General features: G+C 72.1%; 12 protein-coding genes. All 12 read right to left on the bottom strand.

Annotation, left to right across the window (positions count from 1 at the left end):
- Positions 1-5 precede the first annotated feature (5 nt).
- The 12 genes from G011_RS0113310 to G011_RS29810 all read right to left on the bottom strand — a co-directional run bounded on the left by G011_RS0113310 (position 6) and on the right by G011_RS29810 (position 12,662).
- Positions 6-1,139: a Scr1 family TA system antitoxin-like transcriptional regulator gene (locus tag G011_RS0113310; protein ID WP_019608893.1), complete on the bottom strand. Its 1,134-nt coding sequence runs from the start codon at positions 1,137-1,139 to the stop codon at positions 6-8.
- Positions 1,136-1,918 (bottom strand): SAM-dependent methyltransferase, encoded by a 783-nt coding sequence (locus G011_RS0113305; RefSeq protein WP_036552669.1) that lies wholly within the window; start codon positions 1,916-1,918, stop codon positions 1,136-1,138. The genes G011_RS0113310 and G011_RS0113305 overlap by 4 nt, the downstream gene beginning before the upstream one ends.
- Positions 1,919-2,101: 183 nt before the next feature.
- Positions 2,102-2,392, bottom strand: coding sequence for a hypothetical protein (locus tag G011_RS0113300; RefSeq protein WP_019608892.1), 291 nt, complete (start codon positions 2,390-2,392; stop codon positions 2,102-2,104).
- 331 nt (positions 2,393-2,723) lie between these two features.
- Positions 2,724-3,041, bottom strand: coding sequence for a WhiB family transcriptional regulator (locus G011_RS0113295; protein WP_019608891.1), 318 nt, complete (start codon positions 3,039-3,041; stop codon positions 2,724-2,726).
- Between the two features lie 36 nt (positions 3,042-3,077).
- The gene (locus G011_RS0113290; RefSeq protein WP_019608890.1) at positions 3,078-3,800 is read right to left on the bottom strand and encodes an HAD family hydrolase; all 723 of its coding nucleotides are present in this window, start codon (positions 3,798-3,800) and stop codon (positions 3,078-3,080) included.
- A 133-nt stretch (positions 3,801-3,933) separates the two neighbouring features.
- Positions 3,934-6,396 carry an acyltransferase domain-containing protein gene (locus tag G011_RS0113285; RefSeq protein WP_019608889.1) on the bottom strand — a complete coding sequence of 821 codons (2,463 nt, stop codon included), beginning with the start codon at positions 6,394-6,396 and terminating at the stop codon, positions 3,934-3,936.
- 1 nt (position 6,397) lies between these two features.
- The gene (locus G011_RS0113280; protein ID WP_026338270.1) at positions 6,398-9,289 is read right to left on the bottom strand and encodes a type I polyketide synthase; all 2,892 of its coding nucleotides are present in this window, start codon (positions 9,287-9,289) and stop codon (positions 6,398-6,400) included.
- A complete protein-coding gene (locus tag G011_RS0113275) occupies positions 9,286-9,996 on the bottom strand; it encodes a class I SAM-dependent methyltransferase (protein WP_026338269.1) in 711 nt (236 codons plus the stop codon). Before G011_RS0113275 ends, G011_RS0113280 begins: the two co-directional genes overlap by 4 nt.
- Before the next feature lie 45 nt (positions 9,997-10,041).
- Positions 10,042-11,295 (bottom strand): styrene monooxygenase/indole monooxygenase family protein, encoded by a 1,254-nt coding sequence (locus G011_RS0113270; RefSeq protein WP_019608886.1) that lies wholly within the window; start codon positions 11,293-11,295, stop codon positions 10,042-10,044.
- Positions 11,292-11,903, bottom strand: a complete 612-nt coding sequence (locus tag G011_RS0113265) for a hypothetical protein (protein WP_019608885.1) — start codon at positions 11,901-11,903, stop codon at positions 11,292-11,294. The genes G011_RS0113270 and G011_RS0113265 overlap by 4 nt, the downstream gene beginning before the upstream one ends.
- Positions 11,887-12,255 (bottom strand): hypothetical protein, encoded by a 369-nt coding sequence (locus tag G011_RS0113260; RefSeq protein WP_019608884.1) that lies wholly within the window; start codon positions 12,253-12,255, stop codon positions 11,887-11,889. The genes G011_RS0113265 and G011_RS0113260 overlap by 17 nt, the downstream gene beginning before the upstream one ends.
- On the bottom strand, positions 12,252-12,662 hold the full coding sequence (locus G011_RS29810) for a roadblock/LC7 domain-containing protein (protein WP_081642961.1): 411 nt from the start codon (positions 12,660-12,662) through the stop codon (positions 12,252-12,254). The genes G011_RS0113260 and G011_RS29810 overlap by 4 nt, the downstream gene beginning before the upstream one ends.
- Between the last annotated feature and the right edge of the window lie 115 nt (positions 12,663-12,777).

The following is a 12,777-nucleotide window of genomic DNA, read 5'->3' as shown; positions in this document are numbered from 1 at the left end:
TCTGGTCAGGTCGGCGCGTCCTGGGTCGTAGGCGCTGGGGTGGCGAGTAGCCGGGCCAGGGCGTCGTTGATCAGGGCGACGCTGGTGGTGGTGTCCTCGGCCCACCCCCACAGCCGTGCCATGACCTCTTTGAGGAAGCCCGTGGAGTAGGTGGGCGGTGGCGGATCGCCGACGTAGATGTCCCTACCGCGGGGGAAGTACAGAGCCGTGTCAGGGAGAGAGGGGATTTCGCACACCTCGAAGGCCCCGTTGAAGGGCACATGGCCGCCAGCGTCGGAGAGCACCCGCAGCCGACCGCGCTCGGCCAGGCCCCGCAGGGCGATGAGCTGTTCGGCCATCACCTGGGCTCCGCCCACCCAGCGGCGCAACACGCCTTCGTCGACGACGTAGCGCTGGTCGATACCGCGTCGGCGCACGTGCCGCTGCAGGGCCAGGCGCACCGACACCGCCATCTCCACGTGTGCCGGGTCGTCGTGGAAAAAGCGCTCGATGGCGCGCGCATACCCCTCGGTCTGCATCAGCTCGGGAATGAGCAGGTCGGCCCAGCCGTAGACCTGGCGGGCATCGCCCCGCAACCCCACCGCGGCGCGCTCACCCTCGGGCACGTGCAGGCGCTGCACCTCCCACCATTGGGGGGCACGACTGCCCCACCAGAGCCGGATGAGCTCCTCGCGCACCTGCTGGGGCACCTCGTAGCAGGCGCACAGCGAGCGCAGCACGTCCAAGGTCACGGACGCCTGCGGGTTCTCGGCCCGCATGAGGGTGGCGTGCGAGACGCCCACAGCGCGGGCGGCGTGGACCTGGGTCAGATCGGCCTGGGTGCGTAGCTCACGAAGTCGGTGGGTGAGCACATGGTGCTGCACCGTGGCCGAGGGCCCGGCGAGGGAATCGGTGTGGCCCTGCTCCGCAGGCGTGTGGGCGGAGTGGGGGAGCGGGCGGTTTCGTCCCTGCGGCCCGCTCGGACGCATCCGTGTTTTCGCCGCGTGCAGCCGCTTGTGCACCCATCCCAGGGAGCGGCCCGTGGCAGCGGCTACCTGGATTGTGGTGGCGCCCTGTTCGTAGACGAGTCGCAACTCCGTGGCGGTGCTGTTGCGGTGCAACCCGGCCAAGGCCTGGCTGAGCCTTCGTTCGTCGATCACCGCCGGTCTCCGATCCGGGCCAGGGCGCACAGCACGTCGGTGCCTGGTGTCGGGCAGGCGGGCGTTGGCCAGGCCGCCACCGGGGTGGGCCCTTGGTGTGGGGCCAGCCCAGCTCGCACCATCAAATCGAGCAGGTGCGGGGCGGAGCGGAACTGCACGCGCGCGCCGGTGGTGCGGGTCATCAGCGCCGACCACGGCCCCCGTCCCGTGGGATGGGACACGGCCACGTAGCTGTCGGGGGCCACCAGGGTGGGCAGGGACGCCAACACGCTGAGTGCCTGGTCGTCGTCGAGCAGGGCCAGCACCCACCCCAGGATGAGCACGGTCGGCTGATGCGTGTCGATGCCGCAGGCGGCCAGCCCGGCCCGCACCTGGGCGGGATCGGTGAGGTCGGCCAGCGCGGCGCCGCCCTGGTAGTGGGCAACGCCTGATCGACGGTGTTCAACCACGGCTGGGTCGATGTCCAGGTAGGCGCACCGGCGCATCCGGACTGCGAGCGCGTACTCGTGGGTGTCGACCGGGTGCGGCGCGGTCGCCGGAGTGCGGCGGGGCATCCCGCATCCCAGATCAGCGACCTGGGTCAGGCCCCAGGGGCGGAGCTGGGTCAGGAGGGCGCCGACCCAGTCGCGTCCGGCATGGGCCAGGCCCCATGCCCGCGGCACAGCCTGGTGCATCATGCGGGCGTAGGCCTCGGCGCGTGGTGTGGTGGAGGCGCCAAGCAGCGCTGCCTGTACCTCGGCGACGCTGCAGGGCTCGGGTGCGGTTGTGTGCGCGTTCACCGGGGCGCCGCCTCGGTGTAGCCAGGGCGGCCCCACACCGTGCGCGCATCCTCCAGGACGGCTCGGCAGGCGACCGCCGGGGCAGGTTGGAGGCCGCGCGGCAACCCGACAAGGGGTTGGTGGGCCGCCGCGCGGCGATCGTGGGCGCTCCCGGATGCGGGCGCAGGAGACGTGGTCATGGGGTCACCGGCCCTGTACCAGCGACTGGCGCGAGCGCGCGCTGGCGGCGGCGAGCTCTTCAGAGGCGGCGACCATGAGCGCGTCCTCGTCCTGGATCGGGCCAACAGCCTTACCGTTCGGGGCGTCGGGAGCGTCGATCCACCACTGGCCCGCGTTCTGGCGGATGCGCACGTGGTGTCCGAACCGCGACAAGAACAACTGGCCGCCGTCCTGGTGCAGGGTCAGTCCGGCTCGGTAGGCGGCGGAGGCCAGTGGAGTCGTGGGGTGCCGTTGGGGTTGGTTGAAGCCGGCCATCACCACTCACCCACCCTCGACGAACGGTTGTTGTGGGCCGAAGCGCCACACAGCCGCCGGTGGTAGGGCTGCTTGGTGCTCAGCGCGCGCCAACTGCTCGCGTAGCGCCTCGACCGCGGCAGCGTCCACCGGGTGCACGGGGTGGGGGCCGAGGAAGAAGGCGAGGTAGGCGCGCTGGTAGGGAGCCCACAGGATCCACCAGTGCGGGTACTCGGCACCCAGGTCTTCGGCGTGGTGGTACTGGTCGGCATCGAGCGTGCGCTCCCCCGGGAGGGAACGCGGCGGACGTGGGTCCTGGTGGTAGGGCGCGGCGTCACGGCTTCGGCTCCTCTCAGACAGCGGTGGCGGAGAGCGGACTGCGGGTCTGGGCCGGGTGGGTCTGCTCGTAGGCCGACCGTGCCCGCTCCAGCAGGTTTTGCCAGCTGGCCACCTCGGGGCGGCGGCGCAGCAGGGCGCGGCGCTCGCGCTCGGTCATGCCGCCCCACACACCGAACTCGACCCGCCCGTCCAGCGCCTCGGCCAGGCAGTCGGTCTGCACGGGGCATCTGCGGCACAAGGGCTTGAGATCGTGTTGGCGTGCTCCCCGCACGAACAGGGCGTCGGGGTCCAGGTCCTTGCACTTGGCCTCTGCGGTGAAGGGTGCGTCCATGGCTGTCCAGATCCTGGGGGAGAAGGGGCTCGGGGGTTAGGGGCGTGCCGGGTGCGGCAGGAGCAGGTCCGGCAGGTGGGCCAGGTCGGTCAGGACCGTGTGGGCGCCGCAGCGCATCGCCTGCTGGCGCTCGGCGGTGGCGTCCGCTGGCAGGAGGGCTATGGCGTGCATGCCGTGGGCGCGGGGCCCGGCCACGTCGTGCATGGGGTCGGCGCCCACCCACACCGCCCGCGACGGCGCCGAGGAGCAGCGGCGCAGGACGTGCTCGTAGAACGCCTGGTCGGGGGAGGCCACGCCGAGCTGGCTGGAGGTGATCAGGGCCAGGTCACCCAGCCCGGCGTCAGCCAGGGACTTGGAGCGCTGGGTGTGGGGGCGGCAGGTGTTGGTCGCCACCAGCACCTGGTAGCCCTGCTCGGCCAGCCGGGCGAGCAGGTAGGCGGCCTGCGGGGTGACCGGGGCGTCTCCGGACCGCTCCCACACCTGCACCGCCAGCTCCGCGACCGGCAGGGGGCAGGCGATGCCGTGGCGGGTGAACACCAGGCCGATCAGGTCGGTGAGAGCGGTGGCGTTGGCCAGGCGCTGCCAGATGACCAGGTGCTGGTCGTAGTCGGAGAGCACCTGGGCGGGCAGGTCCACGTCGTGCGCGGCCAGCACCGCGCGCAGGTGGCCGCCGTGTGGTCGGTAGTCGTGGTCGGTCTTTGCGCTCAGGGTGCGGTCGTAGCCGAACACGAGCGTGTTCACGGCCAGGGGCCGGGTCATGGTCTACCTCCAGCGGGAGTGGGTGGTGGGTGTCCTCGCCCCGGGATCCCACGTCGGGGCGAGGACACCCGGGGCGCCGTCCGGGGTCACGGGAGAACGGTCAGCGCCCTCTCAGAGGTGGTCAGGGGTGTTCTCACGCTGCCTCCAGGCGAGTGGCCAGGTCCTTGGCCCACACCGCCAGCGGCTGGTGGGGGTCCAGGTCGGCGGTGGTCAGATCACGCCAGGCCCAGACTTGGCGCAGGTCGCAGACGAGTCGCACCAGGTCGTACTCGCCCAGCGCCAGCCCGGCCCAGGTCCGAGCCGGGGTGACCGTTCCGTCGGCGTCGGCGATGCGGCTGATCAGGTCCAGCAGATGGTCCTGCGTGTGCTCGGGGGCGGGCGCGCCCAGGAGCGGAGCGTCTTCGTCGGCTGCGCCGGGTTCGGGGGGCAAGACGAGGTGGGCGTTGGCGCGGCTGTGCGCGGGCTGGGGCATGTGCCCGCGGGTGTAGAGCTCGCCGAGGGCGTGCGCGAATTGGCCCGGGTCGCATGTCAACGCGGTGACGTCGTGGCGGGCCTCGACGGTGTCCAGCACGGCGCGGGACAGGGTGGGCCGGGCGGCGACCTCCACCAGCAAGCTGGGGTGCTCGGCCTCGGTGGCCAGGCCCAGCGCCGCGCCCAGGTGCGCGGGAGCGGCGACCTGACTGGCCCAGTAGGCGGCGTCCAGCACGAGGCGTCCGGCCGGGCGCGGGGTCGCGGTGACCAGGTGGGCTCGGTCGGCCAGGCGGGGGCGCAGCCCGCGTAGGGCTTGCCGCACCCGAGGGCCGAGCCCCAGAGCGGCCGGGGTGTGGGCCGCATCCCCGCGCAGCAGCCGGGCGTGATCGCCCCGGCCCTGGAGCGTGTGCGCCAGCGCGGTCAGGTCGGTGGCGGGACCGGCCAGGCACCAGGCCCGGGCGTGCAGATGCAGCGCCACATGGACCCGCTCGCGCACCGGCGCGAGCAGGGACGCGACCGTTTCCCGCGAGGCGTACACCAGCAGCACCGAGGCTGCGGACAGGCTGGCCAGGGCAGTGCTGCGCGCCACCACGACCCGGGCGGCGTCGCGCACCGACAGCGCCCCGGCCACCACGGCGGCGGCCGGTTCCCCGGCGCCGCACCCCACCACCGCGTCCGGAGCCAGGCCGCGCGCCTGCCAGGCCGCGGTGAGCGCCAGTTGGCTGAGGAAGGTGGCCTGGTGGCGGTGCTGCACCGTGGTCATGCGCTCACCTGGGCCCCACACCGGCGCGTTGGTGTGCTCGGCCAGCGCCGCACGGGCCTCCTCCACCGCCTCGGCGTACTCGCTCAGCCGCATGAGTTCGGTGCCGGCGTTGGGATACACGTTTGCCAGTCCGGTCAGGACGTAGACCAGCCGCGGCGGCACCGCAGGCACCGCCCGCGGGCCGATCACGTCCGTGTTCGGGGCGCCGTCCTCGATCGAGCGGAAGCCCTGCATCGCGGTGCCGAGGTTGTCGCTGATCACGGCCGCACGCAGGGGGTGGTGGTCGGTGTGCTCCAGGGCGGTGTCGGCCAGCGCGGCCATGTTGCCTGCGGCTGGGGTGGTTTCGGCGCGCGCACGGGCGGCCTGGGTCAGGGCGGTCAGGGAGGAAGCGGAGACGGGACACATTCGAGGCAGAGACACCGGATCGTGGTGGGCGGGCAGAGGCAGGCGGGGTGCGCTGGTGAGCACGGTCGCGGACAGCCGCGGGTCGGCGTTGTCGTAGGACCCGGCCACATGCACCTCACAGGGATCGAAAGGGGGCACGGCACCGTCGACCGCGCCGTCGGGAACGGGCAGACCGCGGTGGTGCAGAGCCAGCGCTGTGGCCGCCACCGAGACCAAGCCGGACATGCTGCCCGGGGTGGACAGTGCTTCGGGCAGGGCGCACAGCTGGGGGCGGCGCCCGCGCTGGTCGGATGCCAAGACGACCGAACCGGGAAGCAGGGGGTCGGTGGTGGGGGAGTGCCAGAACCACACCCGGTCGAAGCCGTGCCGGGCCTGGTACAGGGCGTGGCTGATCACCTGCACGTGCCCACCGTCCTGGAGCGGGGTGGCGGTGTTCCACGTGCCGGTGATGTGTGCGTAGGCCCGGTGCCGAGCGACCAGGGGTGTGGCGGTGAACACCAGCGCGATCGCGCGGGTGAGGTCGTCGCGTTCGTCGAGGGCGACGACGATGGCCCGGTCCACGGCGTGGACGCGCAGGTCGTAGTGGGCCTGGTGGAGCAACGGCACCGCGGTGGTGGCGGAGACGGTGCGCGCCTGCCCGGCCAGGCCCAGGTAGTCGCGCAGGGATGCGGCCAGGTCGGGGTCGGCGTAGGAGTCGGGGTGGGTGCACACGTACACCCCGGTGGGGGAGCCCTTCAGTGTGCGCGTGGGCAGGGAGGCATCAGCGAGCGCTTCGGCGATCACCTGGCGCAACAGCTCGGCGGTGATGGGCCCGTGCGCCACCCCCGGCTGGTGCGCCTGGGTGGGGTCCAGCAGCAGCCGCCACAGCCCGGCCGGGGTGCCCGCGCCGGGCAGACGCGCACTCATGCCGATGAGCGCCGCGTTGGTGGCGGTCTGCTGCTGAACCCGGGACGTCATCTCAGGCGTTCTTCCAGTTCACGAGGGTGCTCGGGGCGGGTGTCGTGGGGTGGGTGAGCAGGTCGCAGATCCCGGTCAGGGTGCGGGCCTGGACCAGGTCGGTGTGGGTCAGGTGCGCCCAGCCAGGGTGGGCTCCTCGCAGCTGTCCGGTGATGGCCACCAGGTCTAGCGAGGTCACACCGAGCGCTCCCAGGTCGGCGGTGGCGTCGCGGTCGGGGTCGATGTGGACCCCGCTGGTGCGGGTGATCAGCGTGGTGAGCAGGGCCAGGGCGTCTTCGGCCGTGGTCTGCTCAGGCATGGCGGGCACCGGAGCGAGGGCTGCGGTGTCGGAGCGGTGGTGCCAGGAGTGTGGCGGGGGAATGGTCGGCATGATGCTGGGGAACACGGGCCGGATGGGGGTGTGGCCGTGTACGTACAGTCCTGCCAGGGCCCGCACGAACAGGCCAGGGTCGGTGGTGGCGGTGGCCATGGCGGTGCCGGGAGCGGCGTCGGTGATGTGTCCGGCGACGACGGAGCGGGCACCGATCTCTACGCACCCGGTCACCTGGTCGCGGGTCAGGGCGGTGATGGCGTCGCTGAAGCGCACGGGGAGGCGTATCTGCTCGGCCCAGTAAGCACTGGTCAGGTTCTGACCCTGCATCAGGGCGCCGGTGGCGGTGGAGACGAACAGGGCGTGGCCGGGGGAGGGGGCCAGGTCGGCCAGCGCGGTGGCCAAGACGGGTTGGAGGGGTTCGACGGCGCGGCTGTGCGCGGGGATGACGTCGGCGATGGGTTTGCACCACACCTGCTGTGCGGCCAACTGGGTGGCGGCGCGCTCCAGCCCCGGCGGCGGGCCAGAGAGCACCGACAGGTGCGGGCTGTTGGCCACGGCCACCTCCAACCCCGCCTGCGAGGCGACCTGGTGGGCCTGCTGGGCGCCCAGGGCCACGGCGAGCATGCCCCCGGCACCGGACAGCGTGGCCAACTGGGCGCTGCGGGCGGCCATGACGCGAGCGGACTGCTCCAGGTCCAAGGCGCCGGCGGCGTAGGCGGCGGCGACCTCCCCGGCCGAGTGGCCGACCACCGCGGCCGGGCGGATACCGAATGCGGCCAGGGTGTCGGTCAGCGCCACCTGCACGATCCATCCGGCGTGCTGGATGGTCTCGAAGCCCTCCAGCGCGTCGCCGGGTGCCCACACCGGTCGCCCCACCCAGACGCTGAGCGCGCGCCGGGCCCCTTCGATGGCCTCGGCGAACTCGGGCAGGGCGGCGGCGAGTTCAACGGCCATGCGCGCGTGGTGGGAGCCGTGCCCGTTGAACACGAACGCCAGGCGTTCGGGCACCATCGCGGTCGTGGTGTAGGGGCCCACCAATGCCGGGTGCGGGGCACCGGCGGCCAGGCTGGCCAACGCGTGGGCGGCGGTGGCCGGGTCGGTGGCGACGACGACAGCGCGGTGGCGGTGGTGGTCGCGTCCTTCCAACGCGGCGGCGGCCAGGGAGTGCGCGTCGAGGCCGTTGATGTTCTGGGCCCAGCGGCGGGCGGTGTCGGCCAGCGCGGGGCGGGTGTGCGCCGAGAGGGGCAGCAGCGCCGGAACCAGGCCGTGTGAGGACGGCCTGGTGCGGGTGGGCGACTGGGGTGCGGGGGCGAGGAGGATGTGGGCGCTGGAGCCGCCGAACCCGAACGCGGACACCCCACCCGCCAGCGCGTTGCCTTCCGTCTGCGGCCAGGGCTCGATGCGGGTGGGCACCCGCATGCCGCGCTTGTCCAGCAGCGGCAACGGGTGGGTGTGGTGCACGGTGGACCAGACCTTTCGCTGGTGCAGGCCCAGCGCCATCACGCACACCCCCACCAGAGCAGCGGCGCCCTCGGTGTGACCCAGCGCCGCCTTGGAAGAGCCGATCAGCAGGGCGGGAGTGTCGGGGCGGTGATCGGTGTAGCCCTGGGCCAGGCCGCGGGCCTCCTCCAGGTCCCCGGCCTTGGTGCCGGTGCCGTGAGCGTGGACCGCCCCCACCTCAGAGGGTGTGAGTCCGGCGTCGGCCAGGGCGTCGGCGATAGCACGCGCCTGGTAGGCGGCGCGGGGTGCCACCAGGTGCCGGGCGCGTCCTCCGTGGGCGAGGCCGCTGCCCACCAGGTGGGCGTAGACGCGATGCGCGCGCGGGTCGACCTCGGCGGCGCGGCGCAGCACCACCGCGACCATGCCTTCGGAGCGCACGTACCCGTGGGCATCGGTGTCGAAGGGAGCACAGATCCCGTCGGGGGCCAAGACGCCGAGCTTGTGGAAGCCCGCGGTGATGGGGGCGGCGTCCAGGCTGTTGGCCCCGGCCACGATGGCGGTGTCCACCGCGCCCGAGCGCAGGTCGCGCAGCGCGTAGTGCACCGCGCTGCCTGAGGCCGAGCAGGCCGAGTCGAAGTTCAGCGACGGCCCGTGCACGTCCAGGTAGAAGCTGATCCGGTTGGCCATCACCGACATGGACGCACCCGACCCGGCGTGCACCGAGGAGCGCGACCCGGCGGCGAACGCGCGGGCGGCCTGGTCGAAGGAGGCGGCTCCGGTGTAGACGCCCGTGCGGGTTCCAGCCAGGGACGAGGGGCGGATCCCGGCGTCCTGCAGGGCCTCGACGACGACCTCCAGCAGCTTCTTCTGCTGGGGGTCCATCTCGGAGACCTCGTCGGCCGAGATGGAGAAGAAGGCGGAGTCGAAGGCGTCGATGTCGTCCACGAGCCCGAGCGTCCAGGGCTGGTCGGGGACATCGCCGGGGTGCAGGTCCTGGCGCATGCGCTGCCACCGCGGCTCGGGCACGGGCCCCACGACGCTGCGGCACTGCTCCAGGGCGTGGGCGAGGTCGGCGGGGGTGGTGATGCCGCCGGGCAGGCGCAGCCCCATGCCCAGCAGGGCGACTCTGTGGGCGCTCATCGGATGGGCCCCCGCAGCACGAACACCGCCGCGCAGCCCATCACCGACAGCTCCACCTCGGCGAAGCGCAGGCCCAGCTCACGCTTCAGGTCGGCGTAGCGGTCGCCGGTGTTGTGGAAGACGTTGTCGGCCCTGTTGTAGGAGCGCATCAGCAGGCGGGCCAGCGGGTTGGGGGAGATCGCCGGGTCCTTGGCTCCCAGCAGGGTGTAGCCCCAGGCCACACCGTCATCGGTCAGGACGCGCGCCATCTCGTCGAACACTGCGGCCTTGGCGCGAAACCCGGCTCCGGGCAGGCAATGCAGCACGTTGCCACACGCCAGCGAGCCGACCGACTGGTCGGCCAGAGGCCACGGGGCGACGAGGATGTCGTGCTCGTGCGTGTGCACCTGGGCCCGCCCGGCGAGCCTGACCTTGGCCGCCGCCAAGGGGGCCGAGTTGATGTCGAGCACGTCCACGTGCCACAGGTGCGCCAGGGTTGGCGCGGGAGTGTGGTGCAGGAAGTACAGATCGGCAGGACCAATCTCCAGGTGGCGGTCCGAAACGTGCTTCAGGTACGGGTCCTGCAGGGCGTCGTTGTCGAGCTTCCAGGCGTAGCGGTGGGACTTGTCCACGACCAGCCGGGAGTAGCGGTCGATGTTGTCGGGGCTGTACAACTTCGGGTTGGGTGCGGACACCCAGGAGGCGGTTGGGGGGGTGTTCTCAGGCATGACGAACCAAGCCCTTCGCGTCAGGGGGAGAAAGCGCAGGTGGGGTCAGGTGTGGGTGGGGCGGAGCATGCGCACGAGCCGTTCGGGGTTGGCGAATCCGGCCACGTAGTCGTCGGCCACGGCCTGGTCGGCGCATGCGCGCTGGAACAAGTCCTGCTCGGCTTCGCTGAGCTGGCCGGTCCAGAAGTTGTCGACATACTGCTCGAACACGTCGATGTAAGCGCCGCTGTGCTCCATGTAGGCGGTGAAGATGGAGTTGAGCACGCTGGCGTCGAACGCTCTGCCGGTCTGGGCGTGGGCCAGGATGCGGTCGGCGTAGACCTGCGCTGAGCGCACCGAGGCTTCCCAGCCTTGCCCGCACTGCGGGGGCACGGTGATGACCGTGTCTGCCACACCCAGCAGGGATCCGCCGTGGTCGAAGGTGTAGACCGGGCGGCGCACCTTGGGTGTGACGCCCTTGATCAGGACGGAGAAGGGGTCCAGCAGCTCGGCCTCGCGTAGCTGCTCCCAGAGGGGGATGTGGTTCAGGCGCAGCATGTCGCACATTCGATGCAGGAGCATCTTGGGATGGTGGATTGAGGCGTGGTCTTTCCCCAGAGCGACGGCGTCCAGGGTGGGCGTCCTACCGTCGAAGGAGGGGGCAGCGGCGCGGCCGATGAGCATGACCGAGTGGACCTGGCCCTGAGCGGTCAGGGTGGGCACCGCGTAGACCTCGCCCTTCTCGCCGGAGTAGACCCCCACCTGATCCTCGGGGGCTTGGAGGCCGGTGACGTAGGCCTGGGTGACGTTGCGCCCGCGGCGGGTACCGGCGGCGCGGGTGTGGTCATCGTCCAGGATCTGGCCGAGTTCGCCATCGCCCACGGCCAGCAGCACCACGTCGTACATGCCGGGTCGGGTGAAGTACTCCAGATCGGTGACGGTCAGCCCGTGGATGACGACCTTGCCGCCCCGGTCCTCGAAGAACTCCAGCCAGTCCGCGAGCTTGACCCGCGGGTCCACCGCCAGACCGATGCCGGGCAGGGCCCCGGTGAAGCCGACCTGACCGCCGCCGTCGGTCACCACCGACAGCGACACCTGGTCGAATCTGGGCGCGATGCCGGTCCACAGCGACAGGTTGTGGGAGGACTCCACGGCCAGCCCGTGCGGCAGGGTCAGCTGGGTGATCTGGGCCCGGCCCTTGCGCAGGTCCATGGAGCTGCGGCCGGAAACCACGGTCACGTCCGCGCCGGCCGAGAGCAGGGCGTGCGCCAGCACCAGCCCGGACTGGCCCGCGCCCACGATCAGGCATTTGAGGCTCACAGCGCCACCTGCCCCGACATCTGGGTCAGCGCGCAGCGCACCACGTCACCGATGGCGAAGCGGGCCGCGACGCGGCTGCGCGGGTCGCACACCGTGATGCGCTGCGGCTCCACCTCCAGCACCTGGCCGACCTTGTTCGCGTCCGGGGTGGTGCCGTGCAGGTGGGCGATGACGATCTGGAAGGGCACGTGCGCCTCCTCCAAGGCCTCCACCGCGGGGAAGCCGTCCTCAGGAGCGTCGGGGCGGACCAGCACCACCGCGCCTAGGGCGCCGCGGGCTACGTCCGGCCACAGCCCGTCCCACACCGTGGGCAGCGGCGCCCCGACCAGGGTCAGGATGTGGTGGTCGCTGATGGCGATACGGCCCAGGTCCAGCACGAGGGCCTGTTCGCCGCGCGGGCTGGGGATGGTCTCGATGGTGCGCACCGGCGCGATGTCGCTGGCCGCGCCGATGAACGCGGTCTTGCCCACGCGGGCGGCTCCGGTGACCAGGACCTTGCTGCTGGTCCAGGGCCCGGGGGCGTAGTCCACGGACGCGGGCTGGCCCAGGCCCTGGAGGTGGGGGGCGCGGGTCTTCGGGCTGGCTTCGGGCTCAGGCGCGCAGGGCATCGAGCACCTCCTGCAGGTGGTGGGGGGTGGTGGCCGCGTGCGGGTTGGTCAGCCGCACCAGGCCCAGGCGCGCCAGACGCTCCAGGTGGGTGGCGGTCGCCGCTCGTGGGTAGCTCAGCCGGGCGGCGATCTCCATGGCCACCAGCGGCGCCGCCCCTCGGGCCTGTTCGGCGCACAGCCGGTAGATGGCGTGCGCGACGTCGTCCAACCCCTCCAGCGCCTCAGGGGAGGGGGAGGGGGTACACAGGACCAGGGCGTGGTCGGCCACGAGCAGGCGCGGGCACGGGTCGTCCGGGGAACGAAACGGCGGCACCGCCCGCCGGCCGCGCCGGGGATCGGTCGGGGCGTTCACAGCTGGCCTCCACCCAGGTAGAGGGTCAGGAAGCGGGCCACGAGCTGGTCCAGTTGGGCGCGGGCGTCCTTGAGCTTGGTAGCGGCGTCGGCCACGAGCACCGCACACAGGCGGGAGTCGATGGGAAAGACCAGCAGCCACCCGTCGGGCACGCGGGTCAGGAAACGCCGGGTGGAACCATAGCCGAGCTTGCCCAACTGGCCGGACAGGCTGATCAGCTGGGCGCCGAGCGCGGAGAGCTGGTCGGCCTGGCGGCGGTCGGCGCCAGGGGCCAGGGTGTGCACCAGACCAGCGTCGGTGCACACCACCACCTGCCGAGCGCCGGGCAGGCGGGTGAGCACCTCATCCAGCAGCGGACTGGTCACGGGCGTGGTGGCCAGGGGTGCGGTCGCAAGAAGAGTTGTCATCGGCGTTTCGTCCTTCTCGAAGGAAGAAACGCTCCCAGCGAAGGGCTGTTGTTCATATCTTCAGCGTGACGACCTGGTACAACACCAACCAATCAGATACGTGATAAAGAATATT

Source organism: Nocardiopsis sp. CNS-639 (assembly GCF_000381685.1).
Lineage (GTDB): Bacteria > Actinomycetota > Actinomycetes > Streptosporangiales > Streptosporangiaceae > Nocardiopsis > Nocardiopsis dassonvillei.
The sequence above is the reverse complement of the archived record's forward strand: the minus strand, read 5'-3'. Positions and strand labels throughout refer to the sequence as shown.